This is a genomic window from Micromonospora sp. DH13 (assembly GCF_020873825.1).
Taxonomy (GTDB): Bacteria; Actinomycetota; Actinomycetes; order Mycobacteriales; family Micromonosporaceae; genus Micromonospora; species Micromonospora haikouensis.
Map to the genome: position 1 here is coordinate 65,686 of NZ_JAHWGR010000026.1, position 26,315 is coordinate 92,000.

At 75.2% G+C, this 26,315-nt stretch carries 23 protein-coding genes; 7 read left to right on the plus strand and 16 right to left on the minus strand.

Annotation, left to right across the window (positions count from 1 at the left end):
- Positions 1 to 244: 244 nt before the first annotated feature.
- The 11 genes from LPA42_RS23020 to LPA42_RS23070 form a co-directional block, all read right to left on the minus strand.
- A complete protein-coding gene (locus LPA42_RS23020; protein WP_007075222.1) occupies positions 245 to 568 on the minus strand; it encodes a DUF2469 domain-containing protein in 324 nt (107 codons plus the stop codon).
- On the minus strand, positions 565 to 1,377 hold the full coding sequence (locus tag LPA42_RS23025) for a ribonuclease HII (protein WP_077936636.1): 813 nt from the start codon (positions 1,375 to 1,377) through the stop codon (positions 565 to 567). Before LPA42_RS23025 ends, LPA42_RS23020 begins: the two co-directional genes overlap by 4 nt.
- Positions 1,371 to 1,913 carry an NUDIX hydrolase gene (locus tag LPA42_RS23030; protein WP_077936648.1) on the minus strand — a complete coding sequence of 181 codons (543 nt, stop codon included), beginning with the start codon at positions 1,911 to 1,913 and terminating at the stop codon, positions 1,371 to 1,373. The genes LPA42_RS23025 and LPA42_RS23030 overlap by 7 nt, the downstream gene beginning before the upstream one ends.
- 71 nt (positions 1,914 to 1,984) lie before the next feature.
- Positions 1,985 to 2,620, minus strand: a complete 636-nt coding sequence (gene lepB, locus LPA42_RS23035; protein WP_043962347.1) for a signal peptidase I — start codon at positions 2,618 to 2,620, stop codon at positions 1,985 to 1,987.
- A complete protein-coding gene (lepB, locus tag LPA42_RS23040) occupies positions 2,617 to 3,501 on the minus strand; it encodes a signal peptidase I (RefSeq protein WP_077936635.1) in 885 nt (294 codons plus the stop codon). Before lepB (LPA42_RS23040) ends, lepB (LPA42_RS23035) begins: the two co-directional genes overlap by 4 nt.
- 193 nt (positions 3,502 to 3,694) lie before the next feature.
- Positions 3,695 to 4,051 carry a 50S ribosomal protein L19 gene (gene rplS, locus LPA42_RS23045; protein WP_043962345.1) on the minus strand — a complete coding sequence of 119 codons (357 nt, stop codon included), beginning with the start codon at positions 4,049 to 4,051 and terminating at the stop codon, positions 3,695 to 3,697.
- Between the two features lie 140 nt (positions 4,052 to 4,191).
- Entirely contained in the window at positions 4,192 to 4,980 is a 789-nt protein-coding gene (gene trmD, locus LPA42_RS23050; protein ID WP_043962344.1) for a tRNA (guanosine(37)-N1)-methyltransferase TrmD, read from the minus strand.
- Between the two features lie 19 nt (positions 4,981 to 4,999).
- Complete coding sequence (rimM, locus tag LPA42_RS23055; protein ID WP_043962343.1) at positions 5,000 to 5,557, minus strand: ribosome maturation factor RimM; 558 nt, start codon at positions 5,555 to 5,557, stop codon at positions 5,000 to 5,002.
- Positions 5,557 to 5,790 (minus strand): RNA-binding protein, encoded by a 234-nt coding sequence (locus tag LPA42_RS23060; protein WP_036374728.1) that lies wholly within the window; start codon positions 5,788 to 5,790, stop codon positions 5,557 to 5,559. The genes rimM and LPA42_RS23060 overlap by 1 nt, the downstream gene beginning before the upstream one ends.
- A 1-nt stretch (position 5,791) precedes the next feature.
- The gene (gene rpsP / locus LPA42_RS23065; protein ID WP_043962341.1) at positions 5,792 to 6,253 is read right to left on the minus strand and encodes a 30S ribosomal protein S16; all 462 of its coding nucleotides are present in this window, start codon (positions 6,251 to 6,253) and stop codon (positions 5,792 to 5,794) included.
- Between the two features lie 253 nt (positions 6,254 to 6,506).
- Positions 6,507 to 7,154, minus strand: a complete 648-nt coding sequence (locus LPA42_RS23070) for a DUF402 domain-containing protein (protein WP_077936634.1) — start codon at positions 7,152 to 7,154, stop codon at positions 6,507 to 6,509.
- A gap of 307 nt (positions 7,155 to 7,461) precedes the next feature.
- On the opposite strand from LPA42_RS23070, the gene LPA42_RS23075 reads away from it, so the two are divergent.
- The 6 genes from LPA42_RS23075 (at position 7,462) to fxsT (ending at position 18,526) form a co-directional block, all read left to right on the plus strand.
- Entirely contained in the window at positions 7,462 to 9,381 is a 1,920-nt protein-coding gene (locus tag LPA42_RS23075) for a trypsin-like peptidase domain-containing protein (RefSeq protein ID WP_158229387.1), read from the plus strand.
- Between the two features lie 35 nt (positions 9,382 to 9,416).
- Positions 9,417 to 10,427 carry a MoxR family ATPase gene (locus LPA42_RS23080; RefSeq protein WP_077936632.1) on the plus strand — a complete coding sequence of 337 codons (1,011 nt, stop codon included), beginning with the start codon at positions 9,417 to 9,419 and terminating at the stop codon, positions 10,425 to 10,427.
- Positions 10,427 to 13,816, plus strand: coding sequence for a tetratricopeptide repeat protein (locus LPA42_RS23085; protein ID WP_228986847.1), 3,390 nt, complete (start codon positions 10,427 to 10,429; stop codon positions 13,814 to 13,816). Before LPA42_RS23080 ends, LPA42_RS23085 begins: the two co-directional genes overlap by 1 nt.
- Before the next feature lie 155 nt (positions 13,817 to 13,971).
- Entirely contained in the window at positions 13,972 to 14,208 is a 237-nt protein-coding gene (locus LPA42_RS23090) for a hypothetical protein (protein ID WP_077936630.1), read from the plus strand.
- A complete protein-coding gene (locus LPA42_RS23095) occupies positions 14,205 to 15,539 on the plus strand; it encodes an FxsB family cyclophane-forming radical SAM/SPASM peptide maturase (protein WP_077936629.1) in 1,335 nt (444 codons plus the stop codon). Before LPA42_RS23090 ends, LPA42_RS23095 begins: the two co-directional genes overlap by 4 nt.
- Positions 15,536 to 18,526 carry an FxSxx-COOH system tetratricopeptide repeat protein gene (gene fxsT / locus LPA42_RS23100; protein ID WP_077936628.1) on the plus strand — a complete coding sequence of 997 codons (2,991 nt, stop codon included), beginning with the start codon at positions 15,536 to 15,538 and terminating at the stop codon, positions 18,524 to 18,526. Before LPA42_RS23095 ends, fxsT begins: the two co-directional genes overlap by 4 nt.
- 45 nt (positions 18,527 to 18,571) lie before the next feature.
- On the opposite strand, the gene LPA42_RS23105 is transcribed toward fxsT, so the two are convergent.
- Both LPA42_RS23105 and proS read right to left on the minus strand, forming a co-directional pair.
- Positions 18,572 to 20,146, minus strand: a complete 1,575-nt coding sequence (locus tag LPA42_RS23105) for a chloride channel protein (protein ID WP_077936627.1) — start codon at positions 20,144 to 20,146, stop codon at positions 18,572 to 18,574.
- Positions 20,147 to 20,430: 284 nt separating this feature from the next.
- Complete coding sequence (gene proS / locus LPA42_RS23110) at positions 20,431 to 21,837, minus strand: proline--tRNA ligase (RefSeq protein ID WP_077936626.1); 1,407 nt, start codon at positions 21,835 to 21,837, stop codon at positions 20,431 to 20,433.
- Between the two features lie 405 nt (positions 21,838 to 22,242).
- On the opposite strand from proS, the gene LPA42_RS23115 reads away from it, so the two are divergent.
- A complete protein-coding gene (locus tag LPA42_RS23115; RefSeq protein WP_077936625.1) occupies positions 22,243 to 22,833 on the plus strand; it encodes a TetR/AcrR family transcriptional regulator in 591 nt (196 codons plus the stop codon).
- Between the two features lie 40 nt (positions 22,834 to 22,873).
- Here LPA42_RS23115 and LPA42_RS23120 read toward each other — a convergent pair whose 3' ends face one another.
- The 3 genes from LPA42_RS23120 to ffh form a co-directional block, all read right to left on the minus strand.
- Positions 22,874 to 23,953, minus strand: coding sequence for an amidohydrolase family protein (locus LPA42_RS23120; protein ID WP_043962330.1), 1,080 nt, complete (start codon positions 23,951 to 23,953; stop codon positions 22,874 to 22,876).
- Positions 23,954 to 23,971: 18 nt separating this feature from the next.
- Complete coding sequence (locus tag LPA42_RS23125; RefSeq protein ID WP_077936624.1) at positions 23,972 to 24,550, minus strand: Uma2 family endonuclease; 579 nt, start codon at positions 24,548 to 24,550, stop codon at positions 23,972 to 23,974.
- Positions 24,551 to 24,619: 69 nt separating this feature from the next.
- Entirely contained in the window at positions 24,620 to 26,176 is a 1,557-nt protein-coding gene (gene ffh, locus LPA42_RS23130) for a signal recognition particle protein (RefSeq protein WP_077936623.1), read from the minus strand.
- Positions 26,177 to 26,315: the final 139 nt, after the last annotated feature.

Here is a 26,315-nt window from a genome sequence, read left to right on the forward strand (position 1 = left end):
ACCGGCGTCGTTGTGGACAACCCCCGCCCGGCCCGATGATCTGCTATGCGCCGGTGGGCGCGGAACGCCTCCACACGGCGCCGGTGGAGGTGACCACCGTCGGCGGGCGACGTGAGGGCTGGATCCGGCGGGCGGTGGGCGGGGCGGCGGTGGCGCTTCGCGGGGCTGGCGCAGCCGGGAGGACACGTGCTGGGCGAGCCCGGGTGCCGGGCGGTGCGGTGCGGTGCCGGTGCGGGCCGGGCCGTCAGCCGCCGAAGCCGGAGTCGGCCGGCAGGGAAATGTCGGGCTTCTCCAGCTCCTCGACGTTGACGTCCTTGAACGTCATCACCCGGACATTCTTGACGAACCGGGCCGGACGGTACATGTCCCACACCCAGGCGTCGTGCATCTCGACCTCGAAGTAGACCTCGCCGTCGGAGTTGCGCACGTGCAGGTCCACCTGGTTGGCCAGGTAGAAGCGGCGCTCCGTCTCCACCACGTACGAGAACTGACGGACGATGTCGCGGTATTCCCGGTAGAGCTGGAGCTCCATCTCGGTCTCGTACTTCTCGAGATCTTCCGCGCTCATCGCACTCCGCCTTCCATGACCACATCCTCCCCCACCGGCGCGGGAGGTCGGGGCTGCTCGCCCAACGCCACGCCGACGGTACCCCTTGACGCCTCGAAACGCTCCATCGGCTCGACCGGCCGCGCACCCACCGGTCGGCGGGATCTGGGTGGCCGCCCGTCCAGGCCGGAAACGGCGGCCACATTGACGTACGAGAACCTGTGCTCCCGGCACGGGCCGCGCTCCCGCAGGGCCGCCGTGTGCTCCGCGGTGATGTAGCCCTTGTGCTCGGCGAAGCCGTAGCCGGGGAACGCCGCGTCCAGCTCGACCATCATCCGGTCCCGGGTGACCTTGGCGAGCACGCTGGCCGCCGCGACGCAGGCCGCCACCCGGTCGCCCTTCCACACCGCCAGCCCCGGCACGTCCAGGCCGTCGACGCCGAAGCCGTCGGTCAGCACGTAGTCGGGGCGGGTGGCCAGCGAAGCGAGGGCCCGGCGCATCGCGGCGAGGTTGCACACGTGCAGGCCACGGGCGTCGACCTCGTCGGCCGGGATCACCACCACCGCGTACGCGAGGGCGCGGGCGACCACCTGTTCGTAGACGCGCTCCCGGCTGGCCGGGGTGAGCAGCTTCGAGTCGGCCAGCCCGTCGATCTCGCCGCGTCGCCCCTCGGGCAGCACCGCCGCCGCGGCGACGAGCGGGCCCGCGCAGGCGCCCCGCCCGGCCTCGTCGGCGCCGGCCACGTGCCGGAAGCCCCGGCGTTGCAGGGCGCGCTCCAGCGCGTACAGCCCGGCCTCGCGGCGTACGACGGTGCGCGGTGGGGTCAGCACGGCGTACCCCCGGTGGTGGACCCGACGCCGGCGGACCCGGCGGGCGCGTCGGCCGGGGCCGGCGGGCCGGACGCCTCGGGGCGCGCGGCGAGCGCCCGGCGCAGCAGCGCCGGCAGGTCGGCCGGGTAGTAGCGCTCGGTCGTGGCCGCCAGCTCGTCGAGCGGCCACCAGCGGTGCCCGGTGATGCTGGCCCGCTCGACGGCGTCGAAGCCCGCCGTGTCGACCTCCCACCCGGGGACCCGGGCCAGGAAGAACTGCTGCTCCTGCTCGTAGTGGGCGGCGCCGAACGGGAACCGGATCCGCTCCTGCGCCACGGGCTCGCCCAGCTCTGCCGGGGTCAGCCGCAGGCCCGTCTCCTCGGCCAGCTCCCGGGCGGCGGCGGCCGCCGGGGACTCGCCCGGCTCCAGCCCGCCGCCGGGGGTCAGCCAGTATCGGTGGTCGGGCCGCGCCGGGTCGTGCCCGGCGAGGAGCAGCACCCGGCCGGCGGCGTCGACGAGCAGCACGCGCGCCGCGCGTCGGGGGGTGTAGACCGTCACCGTCCCAGCCTGCCAGACGCGGCTCCCGACGCCCACGCCCACCCGGGAGCCGCTGGGGTCGCGCGGGCGGGTCAGGGGTTCGGCACGTCGTCGAACGACTTCGGCACGGTGAGCCACGTGGCCCGGTCGACCGGCCAGAAGACGGTGAACGCCCGCCCGACCACCTGGTCCTCGGGGATGGTGGCGCTGTCGATGTTCTGGCCCGACTGCTGCCAGTGCTCCAGCGAGTCGCCGGACGCCGAGCGGTGGTCGCCCATCACCCACAGCCGCCCCTGCGGCACGGTGATGTCGAACTCCTGGTCGGCCGCCTTGTCCTGCTGGCCGTTGGCGGAGTAGATGTACGGCTCGTCGATCGGCTTGCCGTTGATCATGATCCGCTCCTGCGGGTCGCAGCAGACCACGTGGTCGCCGCCGACGCCGATCACCCGCTTGATGAAGTCCTCGCCGTCGGGGTTGCCGCTCCACTCGGTCGGTGCCTTGAACACCACGACCTCGCCCCGGTGCGGTGACCGGAAGTCGTAGACCAGCTTGTTGACCAGCACCCGATCGTTGATCTGGAGGGTGTTCTCCATGGACGGCGACGGGATGTAGAAGGTCTGGAGCACGAAGGCCCGCACCAGCACCGCTACCAGGATCGCCACGCCCAGGAGGATGGGCAGCTCTTTCCAGAAGGAGCCGCTCTTCTTGTCGGTCTGCTCGTCAATCACGGGTGGAGCCTACGTCGCCGCGAGCGCACCGGCCGACCGGAACGCGCGAGAACGGACAGCGCAGCCGACACCGGGACGAGCAGCAGCACACCACCCGTGCCGCTGGGCCGCACCGGGGCCAGGGGCTGCCCGGCCGCCGGGGTGGGCCCGGTGACCGTCGCGAAGGTCTCCGGCACCGGCAGCGACGCCCACCGCGACGACGGCCAGACCACCGCGAACGCCCGGCCGACGACGTTGTCGATCGGGACCGGGCCCTGGCAGCGGGCGTCCTGGGAGACGAGCCGGTGGTCGCCCATGACGAAGATCTGGCCGGGCGGTACGACCACCTCGTCGAAGCGCCGCGACCGGCACTCGCCGGGGTTGGGCGGCAGGTCCAGCGGCGAGTCGCGGACCACGTACGGCTCGTCGAGCGGGATGTCGTTGACGGTGACCCGGCCCTGGGCGTCGCAGCAGCGCACCCGGTCCCCGGGCAGGCCGATCACCCGCTTGATGAAGTCCTTCTCGCCGGGGCGGCTCACCCCGACCAGGTCGCCGACGGTGCGGCCGAACTTGCCGACGATCCCGGGCTCGGGCTCCTGGACCTCCTGGGCGACCCACTTGTCGGTGCCCCGGAAGACCACCACCTCGCCGCGCTGCGGGTCGCGGACGTCGTAGACGACCTTGTTGACCAGCACCCGGTCGTTGATGAGCAGCGTGTCCTCCATGGAGCCGGAGGGGATGAAGAACGCCTGGAGCAGGAACGTGCGGATCAACACCGCCAGGCAGAAGGCGACGATCAGCAGCAGCGGCAGCTCCTGCCACAGCGGCATCTGCCGGCGGGAACGTCTTTCCCGCCGACGCCACGGATCGACCGCGTCGCCCTCGTCAAGCGTGCGCACCATGCCACTCCCCGGTTCGCAGAAACGCCACTACCGCCCGGGAGCCTCGACGAGGCCCCACGGGCGGTAGTGGGACGATCCGCGACCGCGGCTCACGCCGCGACGCATCGATGCCCGCCTGCGCCCGTGCGACCAGCGTAACCGGGCCGGGCCCGTACGACATCCGCGCAGCTCAGGCGGCGTGGCGAGCGGGAAGTCAGCTCGGCTGCTTCTCGCGGCGCTCCTTGATCTTGGCCTTCTTGCCCCGCAGCTCGCGCAGGTAGTAGAGCTTGGCGCGGCGCACGGCGCCACGGGTCACGATCTCGATCCGGTCGATCGCCGGGCTGTTCACCGGGTAGGTCCGCTCGACACCCACGCCGAAGCTCATCTTGCGGACCGAGAAGGTCTCGCGCAGGCCGTCACCCTGGCGGCGGATGACGACGCCCTGGAAGATCTGGACCCGGGACCGGCTGCCCTCGACGACCCGCGCGTGCACCTTGACGGTGTCACCGGCGCGGAACTGGGGGATGTCGACCCGCTTCGACTGGGCGTCAAGGGCGTCCAGGATGTTCATCGCTGCGTCCTCGTGAGGCTCACGGCGCACCGTCAGTCGGTGCGCGAATGGGTGATTCTGATCCCCGGGTGGCGACCGCGGACGGCCCCGGTCGAGGATCCTCGCAGCCGCCCGCGGCGCGGGCGGTCACGGCAACCTCCCTACTTTGCCACATCCCCCGCCGGCAGCGGAAATCCGGCCCGGTCCAGGGCCGCCCGGTCCCGTTTGTCCAGGCTGGCCGGGTCGAGCGCGGCGAGCAGGTCGGGCCGGCGGGCGGCGGTACGGGTCAGCGCCTCGTCGCGCCGCCAGCGGGCGATCCGGCCGTGGTCGCCGGAGCGCAGCACCTCCGGAACCTCGTGCCCGCGCCAGGTCGCCGGCTTGGTGTACATCGGCGCCTCCAGCAGCCCGTGGGCGTGCGACTCCTCGTCCAGCGAGCCGGCGTTGCCGAGCACCCCGGGCAGCAGCCGGGTCACGGCCTCCAGGATCACCAGCACGGCCACCTCGCCGCCGAAGAGCACGTAGTCACCGAGGGAGACCTCGGTGACCCGCATCCGGGTCGCGGCGTGGTCGAGCACCCGCTGGTCGATGCCCTCGTACCGGCCGCAGGCGAAGAGCAGGTGCGACTCGGCGGCCAGCTCGTGCGCCATGGCCTGGGTGAACGGCTCACCGGCCGGCGACGGCACCAGCAGCCGGGGCAGGGTGACGCCGTCCGGGGCCAGCTCGGCCGGGGCGAGGGCGTCGAGCGCCTCGCCCCACGGCTCGGGCCGCATCACCATGCCGGGCCCACCCCCGTAGGGGGTGTCGTCGACCGTGCGGTGCACGTCGTGGGTCCAGCTCCGCAGGTCGTGTACGGCCAGCCGCAGCGTCCCGGCGGCCCGGGCCCTGCCGATCAGCGACAGGTCGAGCGGGGCGAGGTACTCGGGGAAGATCGACACGACGTCGACGCGCATGCGCGGGTGCTCCAGGGGCCTAGAGGTCGAGCAGGCCGCCGGGCGGGTCGACGACGACGCGACCGCCGGCGAGGTCGACCTCGGGCACGATCGCCCTGACGAACGGGATCAGCGCCGTGCGCCCCTCGGGGCGGCGCAGCACCAGCAGGTCGGACGCGGGCGCATGGTCGATCTTGACCACCTCGCCGAGGTGTTCGCCGGCCGGGGTGACCGCCGCCAGCCCGACGAGCTGGTGGTCGTGGAACTCCTCCGGGTCCTCCGGCGGGGCGACGTCGGCGCTGTCCACCCCCAGCAGGGTGCCGCGCAGCGCCTCGGCGACGTCGCGCTCTCCGATGCCCTCGAAGGCGACCAGCATCCGCCCCTGGTGCCAGCGGGCGGACTCCACGGTCAGCGCGGCCGGGACCCGGAACGGCACGCCGGGGCCGGGAGCGGGGTTGGCCGGCGGCGCCGCGCCCGGCTCGGTAGCGAGTACCGAACCGGGCGCGAAGCGTGCCTCGGGCTCGTCGGTGCGCACCTCGACGGTGACCTCACCGCGGATGCCGTGCGGCTTGCCGATCCGGCCGACGATGAGCCGCATCAGTACGAGTCGACGATGTCGACGCGCACGCCGCGCCCACCGATGGAGCCGATCACCTGGCGCAGCGCCTTGGCGGTCCGGCCGGACCGCCCGATCACCGTGCCGAGGTCCTCCGGGTGCACGCGGACTTCCAGCCGCTTGCCCCGACGGTTGTCGACCAGCCGGACCCGGACGTCGTCCGGGTGGTCGACGATGCCCTTGACCAGGTGCTCAAGCGCCGGACGCAGTGCCATGTCAGGCCTGCTCGCCGGCCGCGTCCGCGGCGGGCTGCTCCTCGGCCTTCGGCGCCTGCTCGGCGGCCGGGGCCTCGGCCTTGGCGGCCTTCTTGGCCGGCTTCGCCGGGGCGTCGGCCAGGCCGGCGGCGGCCTTCGCCTCGGCCTCGTACGCCGCCTTGCGGTCGGCGCGCTCGGCGGCGACCTTCAGCGGCGGCGGGGCCGGCAGGCCCTTGAACTTCTGCCAGTCACCGGTCAGCTCCAGCAGGCGCTGCACGGCGTCGCTCGGCTGCGCGCCGACGGACAGCCAGTACTGGACCCGCTCCGACTTGACCTCGATCACCGAAGGGTCCTCCTTCGGCTGGTACACACCGACGAACTCGATCGCGCGACCGTCACGCTTGGAGCGCGAGTCGGCGACGACGATGCGGTACTGCGGGTTGCGGATCTTGCCCATCCGCAGGAGCCGGATCTTTACGGCCACAGTTGTTTCGCTCCTGTTGCGATCTCACCGGCCCGGTCCGGGCGGTGCACGGGTGAGTGTCGACCGGCACAGTGGGGTTGGGCCGGAGACTGCTCGGTGGACTGGCGACGCGCCCGGGGTAGAGGGCGCCGGACGCGCGCCGGATACCAGCGACCCATTCTGCCAGATCGGGCCGGGATTCCTCACATCGGCCGGCCGGGCCGCCGCCCGACGGCGCCGAAAAGAGCACTTCGCGCCGTTTGGGTGATTCGTGTCAGCGGGCGGGCGGGCGGTCCCAGCCGGGCGGCAGCGCCCCGGGCACGTCCCACCCGGACGGCGGGACGAAGTCGCACCAGGTGCCGTCGAACGGGAACTCACCGGCCTCGGCGCGGGCGATCACCCGCTTCCCCTCGGCCCGGACCGCGGCCTCGTCGGCCACCCAGTAGTCGGCGGGGAAGGCCAGCCGCTCGGCGAACTCCTCCTCGTCCTTCCACTCCCAGGTGCGGTCGGGCCGGATCACCACGTCGAGGTCCTGGTCGACCATGTCCACCCCGGCCAGGTCACCGTCGTCCCAGCGCACGCCGGGCTCCTCCAGGTTGACGTACCAGTGGCTGAACCGGCCGGCGGCGTCGGAGAACCACCAGACGGAGTGCGCCTCGCCCACGGGCAGGAACTTCAGCAGCGCCGGCCCGTTCCACCGCCCGCGGGCCAGCCGGTACGACGAGGTGGCCCACTCGGTGAACGGCACCGCCCGCAGGCCGAGCCCCGCCGCGGTCACCTCGTTGGCCACCGGCGAATCGCGGGCGACGTAGACCAGCAGGCCGCGCTCGTCGTCGCTGACCACCCGCCCCGTCCGGGCCCAGCCGATCCGGCCGCGCCGGACGTTGCGGTGCACGATCAACCGGCCGGGCGCGAACCTCATGGCACCGACCCTATCGGGCGACGCTCCCGGCCCGCGGCGGCACCGGCGGCGGAGGCGGACGACGGGCGGCGGGCGGCGGGCGACAGGCGGCGGGCGGACGGCGGCCCGGGAGCCCATGTTCCGACACCCGATCGGCCGTTGCGGGCTGTCGATCCCCGTCGCTGAATCGCTACCGTGTGATGGACGCGCGTCGTCGAGGGAAGGACGGGCCTGTGTCGGAGGACGTGCGGGTCCCGCAGCCGGGCCGGCGCGGGGGCGGGGCCGTCCGCCCCGTGTCCGCCGGGGCGCACGACTGAGGGGCGACACCATGGGAGCTCCACTGGTCACCGACGGCTTCGACGATCTCGGCCGGGCCCTGCGCTCCACCGTGCTCGAGGTGCTTCCCGGCGCGGACGTCCCCGGCGGCACCGCCTTCTTCGTCGCCCCCGGCTTCGCCCTGACCTGCGCACACGTGGTGGGCGGCCGGCAGGGTGACGTGCTGCCGGTGCGCTGGGACGGGCGGGCGCTGACCGCGCAGGTGGTGCACGCCGCCCCGTCCTCACCCGGCGGCCAGCCGGTCTGGTCCCCGCCCGACCTCGCCGTGCTGCGGGTCGCCGACGCGCCCGCCGGGCACCCGTGCGTCTGGCTCGGCGAGCAGCCGCCGCCGGAGGGCACGCCGCTGCACACCGTGGGCTTCGCCGGGGAGCACGCCATGGCGGAGGCCACCCCCGCCTGGCCCCGGTCGGCGGGCCCGCAGGGCGTCCGGGGGGCCACCGCGCTGCGGTTGCGCGGCGACGAACTCGCCAAGGGCAGCCCCGGCAGCCCGGTGCTGGACCTCACCACCGGTGAGGTGTGCGCGATGGTGCAGACCCCCCACCGGCCGGGTGACGCGTACGGCGGGCTGGCCATCCCCCTGGTCGAGCTGCGCGGGCTGCCCATCGCCCTGCTGCGCGAGCTGTGGCGCGGGCACGATCGGCACCACGGGGCCGACGGCAGTTGGGCGTACGCCATCGACCGGCTGCGGGAGCGGCGCACCGAGACGGTCCGGCCCGAGGTCGCGGAGCTGCTCAACCCGGCGGCCCGGCTGCCGGTGCTGCGCGCCGCCGAGGAGGCGCGGCTGCGGGGGCTGCTGGCCCTGCTGCCGCCGGCCGAGGACGCGTACCAGCTCTACGAGCGGGCGTGCGGCGGGCCCGCCGCGCCGACGCCGGCGCAGCCGCTGCTGGACCGGCGCGACGTCATCGGCGCCCTTGACGACGTGACGCGGGCCCGGCGCGGGGAGCTGCACCCGCTGCTGGTCCTCGCCACCGAGCTGATCCCCCGCTGCCGGGACGCCGAGCGGGCCGTGCTCCGGGCCTGGATCGACGACCTGGCCATGCGCCTCGGCCAGCGGGCGCAGCTCGCGAGGCACACCACCGCGTGGACGCCGACGCCGGCGGAGCTGTCGTCCGTGCTGCTGGAGGTCACCCCGGCGGGCCACGACCAGCAGCGGTACCTGCTGTCGATGTCGGTCTACCGCAGCCGCGACGACGTCCGCTGCCTCGACCAGCAGGACGAGCCGATCCCCGTGCCGGAGCTGGAGGCGGCGCTGCGGCGGCTGCTGCGCCTCGGGCTGGGCCACCTCGGCTGGGGCCGCCGGGTGATGGTCGAGCTGACCCTGCCGCCGGAACTGCTGGACCTGCCGGTCGACGAGTGGATCCTCGACCACGACCCCGTCCCGCTCGGGTTGGTCCGGCCCGTGCTGGTGCGGCTCGCCGACGACGAGGAGTCGGGCTCCCGGCCGGAGGCCGAGGAGCACTGGGACGCGCTGTCGGCGGACGGGGACGGCATGTCGTTCGCCACCGTCGGCTGCGGGGTCGACGTCGGGCCGACCTGGTTCTACGCCCACCTCACCCGCACCAACCCGGCGGGCGTGCTGCTGCCCGGCCCGACCACGGACCGGGCCCGGCGCACCCTGCTGGAGGTCGCGTTGCGGGCCGGGACGCCGGTGGCGCTGTGGAGCCGGGTCGGCTGCGAGCGGCACGGCGGCCCGGGCGGCGCGGGCGCCTGCCGGGGCGAGGCGTTCCTCGCGGACCTGGAGCCCCGGCTGCGGCACCGGCCGATCGGGGCGCTGCCCCTGGACGTGCGGCAGCTGCGGGCCGCGGCGGTGGAGGCACGCGACGAGAACCACTGCGGGCACCGGCTGGTCCTGCTCTGGGACAACCCGTTCCGGCGTTTCCGGGACACCTCGACGCTCGACGCGCAGTGGTGAGACCGGCGCGGGCCGGCCGACAGGAGGGAAGAGACGTGCAGGACTGGTGGATCTACCGGGGCACGGGTCGGCCCCACTCCGGGATACTCCGGCTCCCGCCTCCCCCGCCCTGGCGGGTGTTCGACGGCACCCCCCTGGTGCCGCCGCCGTCGAGCCTGGACGGTGGCGTCGGGCGACGGCTCGGCGAGCAGCACCGGGCGGTGAGCTACCGGCCCCGCCCGGACGAGCTGGAGCTGATCAACGCCGCGCTCTATCTGCGCCGACCGTTGTTGATCACGGGCAAGCCCGGCGTGGGCAAGTCGACCCTCGCGTACGCGGTGGCGCACGAGCTGGCCCTGGGCCCGGTGCTGCGGTGGCCGGTCACCAGCCGGTCCACCCTGGCCGAGGGGCTCTACAGCTACGACGCGATCGGCCGGCTCCAGGAGGCCAGCCTGCACCACCAGCTCGGCACGACGGGCGACCTGCAGATCGGCCGCTACCTGCGGCTGGGGCCGCTGGGCACGGCCCTGCTGCCGTACGAGCACCCGAGGGTGCTGCTGATCGACGAGATCGACAAGAGCGACGTCGACCTGCCGAACGACCTGCTCAACATCTTCGAGGAGGGCGAGTACCCGATCCCGGAGCTGCAACGGATCGCCGCCAGCCAGCCCCGGGTGGAGCTGCCGGTCGAGGGCAGCGACGACCAGGTCGGGGTGCACCGGGGCGTGGTGCGGTGCAACGCGTTCCCGCTGGTGCTGATGACCAGCAACGGTGAGCGGGAGTTCTCCCCCGCGTTCCACCGGCGGTGCCTGCGGCTCGATCTGGGGCAGCCGGACGCCGAGCAGCTCGGCGCCATCGTGGCCGCCCACTTCGGCACCGAGCCGACGGCGGACACCGCCGAGCTGGTGGAGCTCTTCCTGGCCCGGCGCGAGCGCGGCACCCTCGCCACGGACCAGCTCCTCAACGCCATCTACCTCACCGTCCAGGCGCCCGACGGCGGGCCGCCCGACCGGGAGCGGCTGGCGGACCTGGTGCTGCGGCAACTCGACGCGGGACCTGATTCCTGATGCGCACGGCCCGGCTGGTGGAGGCGCTTCGCGGCGGCGGCCTCGACGCCCTGCCGAGGGAGGTCGCGGAGGCGCTCTGGCTGGCCCGGTTCCTCCCCGGGGACGGCGCGTCGCCGTCGCGGGGGGAACCGTCGGCGCATCCCCCGTCGGGCTCCACCCCGGGGTCGGCCGCACCCGGGGAGGCCGACCCGACGGAGGCGGCCGACCCGACGGCAGGGCCGGGGCCAGGCTCCCGCGTCCACCCGGGCGGGGGCGGGGTCGACCCGCCGCCGGGGCCCGGGGCGACCACCCCGCGGCGCTGGGTCGAGCTGCACCTGCCGGCCCCGGCGGCCCCCGGCGCGGGCGCGGGCCGCGGGGGCGGCGGGGGGCTGCCGGTGCGCGCCCCCGAGCCGCCCGCCCTGGACGCCCGCGCGCTGACCCGCAGCCTGCGGCCGCTGCGGCGGCGGGTGCCGGACCCGCGCGCCGTGGTCGTCGACGAGGAGGCGACCGCGACGCGGATCGTCGAGGAGGGCCTGTGGCTGCCCGTCCTGCGGCAGGTGCGCCGACCGTGGTTCGACCTGACCCTGGCCGTGGACGCCGGGGCGTCGATGGCCGTGTGGCACCCCCTGGTCGACGACCTGGCGGCGGTGCTGGCCCGGCTGGGGGCGTTCCGGCGCGTGGAGCGGGTACGGCTGCCGTCCGGGCCGGGGCAGCGGTTCGAGGTGGGGGCGGCCGGCGGCCCGGGCGTTCCCGGGCACTCGATGCGGGAGCTGCTCGACCCGAGGGGACGCCGGCTGATCCTCGTCGTCAGTGACTGCGCCGGGCCGCAGTGGCACGACGGTTCGATGTTCCGCACCCTGCAGGACTGGGCCCGGCGGGAGACGGTGGCCATCCTGCAACCGCTGCCGCAACGGATGTGGCGGCGCAGCGGCCTGGTCCCCGTGCGGGGCCGGCTGACGGCGACGGACGGCGGTGCCACGAACCGGCAGCTCCGGTTCACGCCCCGGCAGTGGCGGCCCGGCCGCGACCTGACCGGGATCGTGCCGGTGCCGGTGCTGCAGATCCAGCCGGACTGGCTGGCCGGGTGGGCCCGGCTGACCGGGACGGGAGCGGGTTCGATCGACGCCGTGATCACCCTGCCGCCGCAGCCCGGTCCGCCGGCCGCCGCCGAGCCGCCCGCCGGAGGAGGCCCGGAGGCGGCCGCCCACCGGCTACGCCGGTTCCGGGCCACCGCCAGCCCGGAGGCGCTCCGGCTCGCCACCCAGCTCGCCGAGCTGCCGGTCACCCTGCCGGTCATGCGCCTGGTGCAGCAGGCCTCGGCGACGCCGACCCACCCGGCGCACCTGGCGGAGGTGCTGCTCGGCGGGCTGCTCGTCCGCCAGCCCGGCCCTGCGGGCGACCTGCGGTTCGACTTCCACTCCGGCGTCCGGCCGATGCTCCGGGAGCTGCTGCTGCACACCGACCTGGTGCGGCTGCGGCACGAGATCGCCCGGTTCCTGGCCGGGCAGATGGGCATCAGCATGCGGGAGTTCGCCGCGGCGCTGAGCGGGCCGCCGGGGACGACCGGCCACGCGGCCCTCGGCGCGCCCATCGGCCGCCTCCCGGCCACCGTGCTGACCCGGCTGGGCGGCCGGCACCAGGAGCTGATCGCGTTCGTCGAGGACGGAGCCCCGGAGCCTCCGCACAAGGTCAACGGCACGCCCCCGACCGTCCCGCCCGCGTCCGGCGCGGCCGGGCAGGACCCGCCCGTGCAGGAGCGGGACCTCGCCGGCCTGGACGCGGCCATCGGGTCGCTGCGGCGGGCGACGGCCCGGGACCCGGCCCACGCGGACCTGCCGGAGCTGGCCCGCGCGTTACGGGCCCGATTCCGGCTGACCGGGGCCTCCGCCGACCTGCTGGAGGCGGCGTCCATCCTGGAGCAGGTGGTGCGCGGCGGCCGGGGGGTGGGCGACCCCGAGCTGGTGCTCGACCTCGCCGAGGTCCGGTTGGCACTGTTCGCCGAGCGCGGCACGGCGGGCGACCTGACCGCGGCGGTCGGCCTGTTCCGCGGCGTCGTCGCCGCCGGCGGGCCCGGGGCGGGGGGCTCGCGGGCCGCCGTCGGGTTGGCCCGCGCGCTGGTGGTGCGGGCCGACCGGCTCGGCGCGGCGGCCGACCTCGACGAGGCGGTGCAGCTCTATCTCGCGGCGGCCGGGACGGCCACCGGCGCGGACCGGGACGACCTGCGGCTGCGGGCGGTCGACGCGCTGCTGCGCCGCTTCGTGCTGACCGGCGACCGGGCCGCGCTGCACCGGGCCGACGCGGTGGCCGGTGCCGCCGCGGACACCCCGGCGCGGCTCAGCCGCCAGGTGCGCCTGGCCGACCTGCTGCGCCGGGCCGCCGACGGCGAGCCGGGCGTCCTGCACCGCGCGGCGCAGCTCTACGCGGAGGCCGCCGGCCGCGACGGCGACGCCCGGGTGCTGCGGGGCCTCGCCGAGACGCACAGCGAGCTGTTCGCCGCGACCGGCGACCCGGCCGAGCTGGACGCGGCGCTGGCGGCCGCGCGGTCCGCCGTGGCGGCCAGCGACGGGGACGACCTGGCGTACGCCGAGTGCCTGGCCACCCTCACCCGGGTGCTGCGGCCCCGCGCCGCCCTGGACCACCGCGGCGCCGACCTGGACGAGCTGGTCGACGCCGCCCGCCGGTTGCTCGACGCGGTGCCCGGCTCCCACCCGGACCGGCACCACCACCTCGCCACGCTGGGCGACGCCCTCCGCCTGAGGTACGGCGCGGAGGGCGACGCCGGCGACATCCAGGAGGCGTGCGCCCGGTTCGAGGAGGCGGTACGGGTCTCGCCGCCGACCGGCCCGGGGATCGCGGGGCTGCTCACCGACCTGAGTGACGCGCTGCGGGCACGGGCCGAGCGGTTCGGCTCCCGCGCCGACCTGGACGCCGCGCGTCTTGCCCTGGTGCGCGCGGTCGACGTGACGCCCGCCGCCGACCCCCGCTCGGCCGACCGGGTCCGGCTGCTGGCCGAGGTGCTGGTCGCGCTACGCGAACGCGCGGCGGCGGTCGCGTGCTACCGGCGCGCGGTCGAGCTGTACGGCCGCCGGCACGGGCCCGACGGCGACCGGACCGTGGAGGTGCGGGCCGCGTTCGGCGGGGCGCTGATCGACGCGGACCGGTTCACCGAGGCGCGGGACGAGCTGCGGGCGGTGGTCGACGTCCTGACCCAGCGGCTCGGGCCGGAGCACCGCCGTACCCTCGCCGCCCGGCACGCGGCGGCGCGGGCGCTGGTCGGGCTCGGTGACCTCGACGGCGCCCGCCGTGAGCTGCGGGAGGTGCTCGCCGGGCAGGCCCGCGGCGGGGGCGAGGACGACCCGGACGCGGTGGCGACCCGGGAGCTGCTGGACCGGCTGGCCGGGAGCGACTGACCCCACCGGCCGGGGCGGCGGGGCCGGGCGCCCGGCCCGCTCGGGCTCTTCGGCGGGCGCACAGGAGATATCCTCGGCTTCTGGCATCGAAGTTCATATCTTGGTCGCCCGTCGGAGCGCGGCCTGCGGCACTTGGCGGAAGGATGGCCGAGCGCATGAGGGAAGCCGAAGTCGGGCCCGCACCGACGATCCTGCCGGACGAACTCCTCGACGAGTTGGAACGCACCGGTCCCGACGTGCTCCGACACGCGATCCGGCGGGTCCGGGCCGAGGCGGCGGCCGGGGCCCTGGCCGTCGCCCGGTTCAACAACCAGAACGGCGGGGTGCCCACGGTCGCGCACACGGCGGGCCGGGGCGACCCGACCGCCGGGCCCGACGAGCACCGGCGGTGAGGGCCGACGGCCCGCAGGACGCGCCGGTGCCGTTCCAGGAGTTCGTGCTGAAGGTGCACAGCCGGTGCAACCTGGCCTGCGACTACTGCTACGTCTACGAGATGGCCGACCAGAGCTGGGCCCGCCGGCCCCGGGTGATGAGCACCGCGGTGGTGCGGCGCACCGGGGAGCGGATCGCCGAGCATCTGCGCGGGCACGGGCTCACCGCGGCCAGCGTGGTGCTGCACGGCGGGGAGCCGCTGCTCGCCGGGGCGCACCGGCTGGAGCAGTTGGTGACGGAGCTGCGCCGGCTGGCCGGGCCACGGATCACGCTCTCCTTTGTGGTGCAGACCAACGGCACCCTGCTGGACCGGCGGATGCTGGAGCTGTTCCGGCGGCACGACGTCCGCGTCGGGGTGAGCCTCGACGGCGACCGGGCCGCGACGGACCGGCACCGCCGCCGGCCGGACGGCGACAGCAGCCACCCGGCGACGGTCCGGGCCCTGGAGCTGCTGACGGGGCCGCGTTACCGGCCGCTCTTCGCCGGTCTGCTGGCCACCGTGGACCTGGCCACCGACCCGGTACGCGCCTACGAGTCGCTGCTGGAGTTCGCCCCGCCGACGGTCGACTTCCTCCTGCCCCACGGCACCTGGTCGACCCCGCCGCCGGGCCGACCCGCCGATCCGGCCCGCACGCCGTACGCCGACTGGCTGATCGCGGTCTTCGAGCGCTGGTATGCCGCGCCGCGCCGGGAGACCGGGGTGCGGATGCTGGAGGAGATCCTGGTGCTGCTGCTGGGCGGGGCGAGCCGGATCGAGTCCGTGGGGCTCTCCCCGGCGGCGTACGTGGTGGTGGAGACCGACGGCGAGATCGAGCTGGTCGACACGCTCAAGGCGGCCTATCCGGGCGCTGCCGCGACCGGGCTGACCGTGCACGCCGACCGGTTCGACGCGGCCCTGGCGCACCCGGCGGTGCGGGCGGGCCAGCGCGGCGCGGCCAGGCTGCCCACGGCGTGCCGGGTCTGCCCCGCGCAGCGGGTCTGCGGCGGCGGCCTGTACCCGCACCGGTTCCGCGCCGGGCGGGGCTTCGACAACCCGTCGGTCTACTGCCCGGACCTCTACCGGCTGATCGACCACCTGGCCCGGCGGGTCGCGGGCGCGGCCGCGCCGGGTGCCGCCCGTCGTCCGGACCGACCCGGCGGGCCCCGGGCGACGCCCGAGCGGCCCGCTGTCGGGTTCCCGATAGGACGGACGGGCGCTGCGGTGGGGACGACGGAAACTATCCTCGGAGCTCCGGACCGCGCCAACCGGGCCGCGGTGCGCCCGACGGCCGGCACGGGGGAGGCTCGATGACCGCTCAGCGCAGCGCCGCCGAAGGCCGGCGACGGATCGTCGTGGCGCACGTCGGCACGGACCGCCTGTGGGCGGAGTGGCTCTGCGAGCAGCTCGAACGCGGCGGGGCCGACGCCGTCGCGCGGCGGATCGAGCCCCGGGCCACCGACGATCCCGCCGCGCTGCTGCGCGACGCCACGGGCGACGACGCCGGCCTGCTGCTGGTGCTCAGCGACGCGCTGCTGCGCGGGGGCACCGGGCCGGCGCCCGGGTGGGCGGAGGCGGTGACCGCGCTGCGGGCGGAGCGGGGCGACGCGTTCCGCCCGGTCTCGGTCGGCTCCCGCCGGCCGGCGTTCCTCACCCCGGCGCAGTGCCCGGTGCTCGGCACGATGGACGAGGCCGACGCCCGGGGCGAGGTCCTCGCCCTGTTCGGGCTGGCCGCCCCGGAGCAGCAGCGGCCCTCCGGCACACCCTGGCCGCCCGACCAGCCCCGGCACTGGAGCCAGCCCTTCCCGTCCCGCAACCCGCACTTCACGGGGCGGGAGGAGCCCCTGACGGAGCTGCGGGACCGGCTCACCGAGGGGGTGACGTCGGTGGTGCCGACCGCCGTGCTGGGCACGGCCGGGGTCGGCAAGACCCAGCTCGTGATCGAGTACGCCTACCGCTTCGCCGCCTGCTACGACCTGATCTGGTACGTGCGCAGCGAGCAGCTCGCCACCGTGCGGGCCGACCTCGCCGGGCTGGCCGCCTCGCTGGGCCTGCGGATCAGCGACGACCTCGGGGTGACCGCCGACACCGTGCTGGACGCGTTGCGCCGCGGCGAGCCGGTACGCGACTGGCTGCTGATCTTCGACAACGCGCCGACCCCGCAGGAGCTGACCCGGCTGCTGCCCACCGGCCGCGCGCCCCGGGGGCGGTGCCACGTGCTGGTGACCTCGCGGGACGAGGGCTGGCGGTCCAGCGCCGACGTGCTGGAGCTGGACGTCTACCGGCGGGCCGAGAGCGTCGAGTTCCTGCGCCGGCGCGCGCCCCGGCTGACCGAGCCGGACGCGGTCGAGCTGGCCGACCGCTTCGGGGACCTGCCGCTCGCCCTGGACGCCACCGCCGGCTACCTGTCGACCTCGCACCTGCCCGTGCGCGACTACCTCGCCGAGAGCGAGCAGCGGATGACGGCGCTGCTGAGCCAGGCCCGGGTCGCGGCGTACGAGCGGCAGGTGGTGATGGCCTGGGTGCTGCCGATGAACCGGCTGCGGGAGCGCCGCCGGTCGGCCGCCCAGCTGCTGCGGCTGTGCGCGTTCCTCGGCCCGGAGCCGGTGCCGCTGACCCTGCTGCTGGGCCCGCCGGGCGGCAGCCGGCCGGCCGTCGAGCTGCCCGCCCCGCTCGACGAGGAGATCGGGGACGTGATGTCCCGGGGCGACATCTTCCGGGAGATCAGCGCCTGCGGGCTGGCCCGCATCGGCGAGCGCGACGGCCGGGAGACGGTGCAGCTGCACCGGGTCTTCCAGCAGTTCCTCCGCGAGCAGCTCACCGAGGCCGAGCGCCGGATGTACGCCCGGGCGGCCCGCCGGCTGCTCGCCGCCGCCGATCCGGGCGAGCCGGACCAGATCGCCCACCGCCCCCGGTACGCCGACCTGCTGGTGCACGCCGAGGCCGCCGACGTGGCCGCCGCCGCGGACGACCCGGCCGTACGCGCCCTGGTGATCAACCTGTGCCGCTACCTCTTCTCCCGGGGCGAGTACACCGCCTGCCAGCGCCTGGGCAGCCGGGCGCGGGCGGCCTGGGTGGAGGTGATCGAACGCAGCCACCCCGACGTGGTGGCGCTGAGCGTCACGCTGGCCAACGCGCTGCGCAGCCGGGGTGAATACCGGGCCGCCCGGGCGCTGGACGAGGCGAACCTGACCCGCGCCCGCACGGAGCTCGGCGAGGGGCACCCGGAGACGCTCGGCGCGGCGAACGGCCTGGCGGCCAGCCTGCGCCGGCTCGGCGACTGGCGGAGCGCGTACGACCTGGATCGGCAGGCCCACGGGCAGGCGCTGCGCGCGCTCGGCCCGGACCACCCGCGGGCGCTGCTCACCGCGCACAACCTCGCGGTGTCGCACCGGATGATGGGCGAGTTCCCCCAGGCGCTGGAGCTGGACCAGGAGGCGCTGCGCCGCTACCGGATCCGGTTCGCGGGTGAGGAGAACCGGTCGACCCTGTTCTCCGCCAACAACGTCGCGCGAGACCTGCGCGAGTGCGGCGAGTACGCGCGGGCGTGGGAGATGCAGGAGGGCGTCTACCAGCGGTACGGGGTGTTCTTCGGCCCCGACCACCCGGACTCGCTGCGGGCGATGAAGAACCTCGCGGTCACCCGACGTAAGGCGGGACAATACCTCGACGCGTACCGGCTGGCCAGCAGCTGCCTGGCGCGGCACCGGCACCGGTTCGGGCCGGACTACGCCGAGACGCTGGCGGCGGCCACGAACCTCGCCAACGACCTGCGCTGCCTGGGCGAGGTGCCGGGGGCGCGGGCCCGCGCCGAGGAGGCCGTGCACCGGCTGCGCGCCACCGCCGGGGACGAGCACCCGTACACCCTGTGCGCGGCGGTGGACCTGGCGATCTGCCTGCGGCTGACCGGGGAGCCCGAGGAGGCCCGCCGGCTCGACGAGCGCACCCGGGCGGGGCTGGCGGAGGTGCTCGCCCCGGACCACCCGTACACCCTGGCCTGCGCCACCAACCTGGCCAGCGACCTGCGGGCGCTGGGCGAGGTGGGCGCGGCGCGGCGGCTCGGCGAGGAGCTGCTGGAGCGCCTGCGCCGGGTGCGCGGCGCGACGCACCCGTACACCCTGGCCTGCGCGTCCAACCTGGCCGACGACCGGCGGGCCGACGACGACCACGAGGGGGCCCGCGAGCTGCTGCGGGAGACCATGGCGGGCTACGAGCGGACGCTGGGGGTCGGCCACCCCGAGGCGGAGGCGGCGGCGGCCCGCACGCGGCTGGACTGCGACGTGGAGCCGCCGCCGACCTGAGCCGGGCGCGCCGGTCCGGCCCGGCAGGTCAGCCCTCGCGGCCGGTCAACCCTCGCGGCCGGTCAGCTCGCCGGCCCGGTCGGCGGGGTCGGGCGGCGGGTAGCGCCTGGCCGTCCAGCGGCGCGGCACGCGGGCCGTCCCGGCGGGTTGGCGGTCGCGGGGCCGGCCGGCCGCGCGGCGCGGCGGGCGTCGCCCGGACGGTGCCGGGGCCCGGCCGGCGGGTGGCCCGGAGGCCGGCGCCCGCGGCCCGACGACGGCGGGCCCGCCAAGGGCGCTGCCGGGGGCCGGTGGGTCCTCCGAGCGGTCCCGCAGCTGGCTGCGGTAGAGGGTCCGGTCGCCGACGACCAGGCAGGCGATGCCGGTGGCCAGCATGGCCGGGAAGAGCAGGCTCAGGTTGCCGGTGGTCTCGGCCGCCATCACGACCAGCGCGAGCGGCGCGTGGGCGATGGAGCCGAGGCACGCCGCCATTCCGATGATCACGTACGGGGCCGGGGAGCCGGGGGCGAGCCCGAGCGGTTCCAGCAGCCGCCACACCGCCGCCCCGGCGGTCGCGCCGATCACCAGCCCCGGGCCGAAGATGCCGCCGGAGCCGCCGGAGCCGACCGACAGCGAGGTGGACACGATCTTGACGAGCGGGATCGCCAGCAGCACCCACACGGAGGTCGACAGCATCGCCTCGGCGTCGAAGGCGCGCTGGGCGGTGCCGTAGCCGGTGCCCAGGACGCCCGGCACGGCCAGCCCGATCGCCCCGACCACCAGGCCCGCGAGGGTGGGCCGCAGCACGCGGGGCAGCCGCCGCATCCGGGCCGAGGAGAAGAAGCCCGCCGTCGCGTAGAACGCCCAGGCGTAGAGCCGGCCGAGCAGGCCGGCGAGCAGGCCCAGCAGCGGAACGACCAGCCACTGGGCCGGATGGTCCCACCCCGTGCCGGCGACCGTGCCGAAGATCGGCTCGAAGCCGTGGAACAGCCCGAACACCAGGAAGGACACTGCCGAGGCGAGCAGCGCCGGCACGACCACGCCGGCCGCGACGTCGGCCCGGTAGAGCAGCTCCGCCCCGAGCAGCGCCCCGCCCAGCGGGGACCGGAAGATGGCGCCCACGCCGGCCGCGAGGCCCATCGCCACCGTGATGCGGGCCTGCTCGTAGGTCAGCCGGGACCGCCGGGCCACGACCGACGCCAGGGCGGCGGTGATCTGCGCGGTGGGCCCCTCGCTGCCGCCCGAGCTGCCGGAGCCGATCAGCACCGCGGAGGCGAGCATCTTGACCGCCGGCACCCGGGCCCGCATGCCGGTCGGGTCGTGGTGGGCGGCGTGGATCGCCGCGTCCGTGCCGTGCCCGCTGGTCTCGGGCGCGACCCAGACGACGAGGGCGGTGGCGACGAACGCGCCGGCGGCGACGAGCAGGGGGATGAGCAGCGGGGTCGGGAAACCGCCCGCCTCGGCCGGGCCGCCCTCGCCGGCCAGGCCCGGCACCTCGTGCCCGCCGATGCCGCGCAGCAGCAGCTCGTTGCCGAGGTGCAGCAGCTCGGCGAACGCGGCGGCGGCCAGGCCGGAGAGCGCGCCGGTGAGCGTGGCCAGGGGAAGCCACCGGCGCAGGGCCCCCGGCCCGCCCCTACCGCTCATCGGCAAACTCCATCACCAGCGCGCCTCGGAGCACGAGGCGGTGCGTCGCCCGCCTCGTCGAGCAGCTGGCAACCGAACGTGTGCCGGGGTGACCGTCCATCGTCGACCGCCACTCGCGTGCCCGATGATAGCGACCGATCCGTTGCCGCGTGACCCGCTCGACGAGTCGGCATCCCGACCGGACCAACGCGCGCCGCCGCGCCCGGGTGACGCCGGCCCGCCGGCCGGAGACACGCCGAGGGGCGGCCGGCGGGTGCCGGCCGCCCCTCGGCGGAAGCGGTGGGTCAGTAGGCGCGGGCCAGGATCGCGACCAGCTCCGGCTCGTCCTCCGAGTCCGGGACGGAGCCGTCGGCGCGCAGCAGGCAGCGCACCGTCACGCCCTGACCGTTCGCCTCGGCCTCGCCGGCCACGCCGACCGCCGACCACGGCACGCGGGCCCAGCCGGTGGCGGCCGCCTCGATCGCCTCGGCGAGCGTGGCCACCTCCACGGTGCGGGACTGGCGGTGGGCCAGCGCCTGGTCGTGCAGGGCGCGCTGGTCGGCCTCCAGGGCGGCCAGGACCGCGCCGACCACGTCGGCGACCGGGGTCGGGGACTTCGAGCCGTCCGTGCGCCGGACCACGACCGCGTTGCCGGCGGCCAGGTCGCGGGGGCCGACCTCGACGCGTACCGGATAGCCGCGCAGCTCGGCGTCGACGGCCCGGCGGCCGAACGCGGTGTCCGTGCGGTCGTCGAGCGCGACCCGGACCCCGGCGTCGCGCAGGCCGTCGCGCAGCTTGGCCGCCGCCTCGCCGACGCCCTCGCCGTCCTTGACGATCATCACGTACGCCTGCACGGGCGCCAGCTTCGGCGGGACCCGCAGGCCGTTGTCGTCGCCGTGGGCCATGATCAGGCCGCCGAGCATCCGGGTGGAGGTGCCCCAGGACGTCGTCCACGCGTGCTCCCGGCCGCCCTCGGCCGAGGAGTAGCAGATGTCGAACGCCCTGGCGAAGTTCTGCCCCAGCTCGTGGCTCGTGCCGAGCTGGAGGGCCTTGCCGTCGCCCATCATGCCCTCGCACGTGTACGTGGCGGTGGCCCCGGCGAAGCGCTCCCGAGCGGTCTTGAGGCCCACCACGACCGGGATGCCGAGCACGTTGACCATCAGGTCCTCGTACGCCTCGTGCAGGATCTTGCGGGCGTACGCGCGGGCGTCTTCACGGGTGGCGTGGGCGGTGTGCCCCTCCTGCCAGAGGAACTCGCTGGTGCGCAGGAAGATCCGGGGGCGCAGCTCCCAGCGGACCACGTTCGCCCACTGGTTGAGCAGCAGCGGCAGGTCCCGGTAGGAGTCGATCCACTTGGCCATGAACTCGCCGATCACCGTCTCGCTGGTGGGGCGCACCACCACCGGCTCGGCGAGCTGCTTACCGCCGCCGTGGGTGACCACCGCCAGCTCCGGCGAGAAGCCCTCGACGTGCTCGGCCTCGCGCTTGAGGTAGCTCTCCGGGATGAACAGCGGGAAGTACGCGTTCTCCGCGCCGGCCGCCTTGATCCGGGCGTCCATCTCGGCCTGCATCCGCTCCCAGATGGCGTAGCCGGCCGGTCGGATGACCATGGTCCCCCGGACCGGGCCGTTGTCGGCCAGCTTCGCCTTGGCGATCAGGTCCTGGTACCAGCGGGGAAAGTCCTCCGCCCGGGGAGTGAGCACGCGTGCCATGACCGCACATCCTATGCGCCCCGCCCCGCGACGCCGTCATCGGGCGCGCTCCCGCCCCGCGCCGTCCCGCCGGGGCTGGATCGTCACCCCGCACGGCAGGGCTCGTTCGTAGCCCGTGACGCGGCGCAACCCCACCCACCGGCAGCACCACCGACCAGCGAACCCCTTTGCTCTGCACCCATATATGCAACGGTTCACGCAGCGCGACGCGACCTCACGCACCTCCGCCCGCCGCATTCCTGCATCCACCCTGTTGGGACAAGGTGTTGCGCCGGTGGGTGCAGAGCAAAGGGGAGCACGGACGCCCTGCACCGCCAGGCCAGCATCACGGACAGTAGTGGCGGCCGCCGCGCTCGGCCGCGCGGGCGACGACACCACTCAGGCCGGCCGTAGACTTCGACCACCATGGGTGAAGTGAGGGACGCCGCCCGGCAGCGGCTGCGGGACAGCATCGTCGACGCCGCCCGGGCGCAGACGATCGCCGGGGGCTGGGACGGCGTGCGGATGGGTGGGGTCGCCGCGGCGGCCGGGGTGAGCCGGCAGACGGTCTACAACGAGTTCGGCACCAAGGCGGGGCTGGCCGAGGCGCTGGCCCGGCGCGAGGTGGACCGGTTCGTCACCGACGTGCGGGCCCGCCTCGACGAGCACGGCGACGACCTGCGGGCGGCGGCGTACGCGGCGATCGCGCACACCCTCGCGGCGGCGGCCGACAACCCGCTGATCAAGGCGATCCTGACCAGCGCCCGGGGCGGGTCGGACGAGCTGCTGCCCTACCTGACGACGCGCGCTGAGCTGGTGCTCACCGAGTCGACCGCCGTGCTGCTGGAGTGGGCCGCCGGCCACCTGCCCGTCGCCGACCCGGCCGCGCTGGCGTTCGCCGCCGACACCGTCGTCCGGCTGGTGGTCAGCCACATCGTGCTGCCCCGCTCCCCCGTCGAGCAGACCGCCGACGCCCTCGCCACGCTGGCCACCCGCCTCTTCGCCCCGCTCCCCTGACCACCGCGGCCCTGACCACCGCGGCGGGGCGGGGCGGCGGTCAGCGCAGCACCCGGCCGCGCAGGACGATGCGGCTCGGGGTGCGCACCACGCTGAGGTCGCGGCGGGGGTCGGTCGGGTAGACCGTGAGGTCGGCGAGGCCGCCCTCGACCAGGCCGGGGAAGCCGAGCCACTCCCGGGCCCGCCAGGAGGCGGCGGCGAGGACGTCCACCGCCGGCATGCCGGCCTGGGAGTGCAGCAGCAACATCTCCTCGGCGGCCAGCCCGTGGTCGATGCCGCCGCCCGCGTCCGTGCCGACGTAGATCGGCACCCCCGCCTCGTACGCCGACCGGACCACCTCGGGGAAGCGGTCGCGCAGGGCGAGCATGTGGTCGGCGTACCCGGGGAACTTCGCGCGGGCCTGCTCGGCGATCCCGCCGAAGGTCCGAATGTTGATCATCGTGGGGACCAGGGCGGTGCCCTGCCGGGCCATCAGGTCGATGAGGTCGAGGCTCAGCCCGGTGCCGTGCTCGACGGAGTCCACCCCGGCCCGCACCATGATCTCGACGCCCGCTTCGGAGAACGTGTGCACCGCCGCCCGGGCCCCGGCGGCGTGCGCGGCGGCGACGGCGGCGGTCATCGTGTCGGCGTCCCAAGCCGGCGCGAGGTCGCCGGTGCCCCGGTCGATCCAGTCGCCGACCAGCTTGACCCAGCCGTTGCCGGCGGCTGCCTGCGCGGCGACGGTGGCGGCCACCTGCGGCGCGTCGACCTCGACCCCGATGTCGCGCAGGTAGCGGCGCGGCGGGGCGACGTGCCGGCCCGCGCGGGCCAGTCGCGGCAGCCCCGGGTCGTCGTCGAGCTCGGGGTACGGGTACGGCGAGCCCGCGTCCCGGATGGCGAGGACCCCGGCGTCGACGTCGACGTGGGCCGCCGCGCGGGCCTGGTCGAGGGAGGTGATCGGGGCGCCGCCCCGGGCGATGCCGAGGTGGCAGTGGGCGTCGGTCAGCCCGGGGAGCACGAAACCGCCGTCGACGACCGTCTCCGCGCCGGGCACCGGGTCGAAGGTGACCCGGTCGCCGACCAGCCACAGGTCCCGGACCTCGTCGTCGGGCAGGAGCACACCGCGCACATGCAGAGCCATGCGCACAGTCCTACCCGATCACTTCTTCGTCCGCGCGAGGACCTCCTGCCGGCGCTGCGACCACGCCGGAAGGTCGAGCGTCACCTTCCAGGGCCGGTCGATGGTGACCAGTCCGTCGGTTTCCACACTGGGCTCGTAGCCGCCCTTGGGACTCAGGAGCAGCTCGGTAAAGGTGATCTTCTCGCGCAGCGGATCGATGACCCAGTAGGCCCCCACTCCGGCATTGGCATAGAGGCGGACCTTCTCGTGCCGGTCGCGGATGGTGGAGTCGGGAGAGATGACCTCGACGGCGAGCAGGGCGTCCTGGACCGGCACTGGCGAACGATTGGCCTTCTCGACCCGGATGACCACCACGTCCGGTCGTGGTTCGTTGCGACGGTCGATCGACAGGGACTGGTCCATGCTGACGAAGAAGTCGTCCGGGCAGTGCAGTTCGAGGGCGAACATCACCCGAGCACAGACAAACTGGTGCAGCGGCGTCGGCGACGGCACGATCAACCTTCCGTTGATCAGTTCGTACGGAAGGTCCTTCGGCAGGTCGCCGAGGTCGTCGACCGTCCACTCGTGCCGTTCGGGCAGGATGGGCGCTGCGGTCATGACATCTCCTCCCAGGGGGCGACGACCACCCTAAGCGCCGAGGCCGTCGCCCGCCGTCACCGACACGCGTCAGCGGGGCCGGTTGTCGCCCTTGCCGAGCTTGTTGAAGTCGATCTTCGGAAGCTTGAAGCCCGGGGGCAGTCCCTGGCCGCCGGCCAGGTCGCCCGGGTCCAGGCCCGGCGGGAGCTGCGGCATGCCGCCCGGGAACCCGCCCGGCATCCCCGCGCCCGCCCCGGTACGCGGCCGGTTGCCGCCCTTGGTGCCCTTGCGCTTGTTCTTCGGCGACTTGGTCGCCTTGCGCCGGCCGCCGCCGGGCAGGCCCATCATGCCGCCCATCTGCTTCATCATCTTCTGCGCGTCGGCGAAGCGGTTGAGCAGCTGGTTGACGTCCATCACGGTGACGCCCGAACCGTTGGCGATGCGGGCCCGGCGCGAGCCGTTGATGATCTTCGGGTTGGTGCGCTCCGCCGGGGTCATCGACCGGATGATCGCGGTGACCCGGTCGAAGTGCTTGTCGTCCAGCTCGGCGAGCTGGTCCTTCATCTGCCCCATGCCCGGCATCATGGCCAGCACGTTGGCGATCGGGCCCATCCGGCGCACCGCGATGAGCTGGTCGAGGAAGTCCTCCAGCGTGAACTGCTCGCCGCCCATCAGCTTGGCGGTCATCTTCTCCTTCTGATCGGAGTCGAAGGCCGCCTCGGCCTGCTCGATCAGAGTGAGGACGTCGCCCATGCCGAGGATCCGGCTGGCCATCCGGTCGGGGTGGAAGACGTCGAAGTCCTCCAGCTTCTCGCCGGTGGAGGCGAACAGGATCGGCTGCCCGGTCACCTCGCGCACCGACAGCGCGGCGCCGCCCCGGGCGTCGCCGTCGAGCTTCGACAGCACCACGCCGGTGATGCCGACGCCGTCGCGGAACGCCTCGGCGGTGCGGACGGCGTCCTGACCGACCATCGCGTCGATGACGAAGATGACCTCGTCGGGGTCGACCGCGTCACGGATGTCGGCGGCCTGCCGCATCATCTCGGCGTCGATGCCGAGCCGGCCGGCGGTGTCGACGATGACGATGTCCCGGGCGGCCCGCTTCGCGTGCTCGATCGAGGCGCGGGCCACCTGCACGGGGTCGCCGGTGCCGTTGCCGGGCTCCGGGGCGTACACCTCGACGCCGGCCCGGCCGCCGAGCACCTGGAGCTGCCCGACGGCGTTGGGGCGCTGGAGGTCGGCGGCGACCAGCAGCGGCTGGTGGCCCTGCGCCTTGAGCCAGCGGGCCAGCTTGCCGGCCAGGGTGGTCTTGCCGGAGCCCTGGAGGCCGGCGAGCATGATCACCGTCGGCGGCTGCTTGGCGAACTGGAGCCGCCGCCCCTCGCCGCCGAGGACGTTGATCAGCTCCTCGTTGACGATCTTGACGATCTGCTGGGCCGGGTTGAGCGCCTGGGAGACCTCCGAGCCGCGCGCCCGCTCCTTGACGTTCGCGATGAAGCCCTTGACCACCGGCAGGGCGACGTCGGCCTCCAGCAGCGCCAGGCGGATCTCGCGCGCCGTGGCGTCGATGTCGGCGTCCGTGAGCCGGCCCTTGCCGCGGAGCTTGGTGAAGATCCCGGAGAGGCGGTCACTCAAGGTGTCAAACACGCGAACATCCCGTTTGTCAGTGTTTCGGCGGGCACAACGCGACCGGGCGCAGGTGTCCGGCCATGGCTAGGGTAGCCCGCCGGCCGCACCCGCGCTCCGGCCCGCCCAGCACCCGCGCTCCCGGCGGCGGTGGTTAACA

Excerpts from the sequence above, each read along its gene's own strand:
- LPA42_RS23090 (WP_077936630.1), top strand. The coding sequence starts at position 13,972 with ATGAGGGAAGCCGAAGTCGGGCCCGCACCGACGATCCTGCCGGACGAA.
- fxsT (WP_077936628.1), top strand. The coding sequence starts at position 15,536 with ATGACCGCTCAGCGCAGCGCCGCCGAAGGCCGGCGACGGATCGTCGTG.
- LPA42_RS23115 (WP_077936625.1), top strand. The coding sequence starts at position 22,243 with ATGGGTGAAGTGAGGGACGCCGCCCGGCAGCGGCTGCGGGACAGCATC.
- LPA42_RS23085 (WP_228986847.1), top strand. The coding sequence starts at position 10,427 with ATGCGCACGGCCCGGCTGGTGGAGGCGCTTCGCGGCGGCGGCCTCGAC.
- LPA42_RS23020 (WP_007075222.1), bottom strand. The coding sequence starts at position 568 with ATGAGCGCGGAAGATCTCGAGAAGTACGAGACCGAGATGGAGCTCCAG.
- LPA42_RS23060 (WP_036374728.1), bottom strand. The coding sequence starts at position 5,790 with ATGGCACTGCGTCCGGCGCTTGAGCACCTGGTCAAGGGCATCGTCGAC.
- LPA42_RS23070 (WP_077936634.1), bottom strand. The coding sequence starts at position 7,154 with ATGAGGTTCGCGCCCGGCCGGTTGATCGTGCACCGCAACGTCCGGCGC.
- LPA42_RS23120 (WP_043962330.1), bottom strand. The coding sequence starts at position 23,953 with ATGGCTCTGCATGTGCGCGGTGTGCTCCTGCCCGACGACGAGGTCCGG.
- trmD (WP_043962344.1), bottom strand. The coding sequence starts at position 4,980 with ATGCGCGTCGACGTCGTGTCGATCTTCCCCGAGTACCTCGCCCCGCTC.
- lepB (WP_077936635.1), bottom strand. The coding sequence starts at position 3,501 with ATGGTGCGCACGCTTGACGAGGGCGACGCGGTCGATCCGTGGCGTCGG.
- LPA42_RS23125 (WP_077936624.1), bottom strand. The coding sequence starts at position 24,550 with ATGACCGCAGCGCCCATCCTGCCCGAACGGCACGAGTGGACGGTCGAC.
- LPA42_RS23075 (WP_158229387.1), top strand. The coding sequence starts at position 7,462 with ATGGGAGCTCCACTGGTCACCGACGGCTTCGACGATCTCGGCCGGGCC.
- rplS (WP_043962345.1), bottom strand. The coding sequence starts at position 4,051 with ATGAACATCCTGGACGCCCTTGACGCCCAGTCGAAGCGGGTCGACATC.
- rimM (WP_043962343.1), bottom strand. The coding sequence starts at position 5,557 with ATGCGGCTCATCGTCGGCCGGATCGGCAAGCCGCACGGCATCCGCGGT.
- LPA42_RS23105 (WP_077936627.1), bottom strand. The coding sequence starts at position 20,146 with ATGAGCGGTAGGGGCGGGCCGGGGGCCCTGCGCCGGTGGCTTCCCCTG.
- proS (WP_077936626.1), bottom strand. The coding sequence starts at position 21,837 with ATGGCACGCGTGCTCACTCCCCGGGCGGAGGACTTTCCCCGCTGGTAC.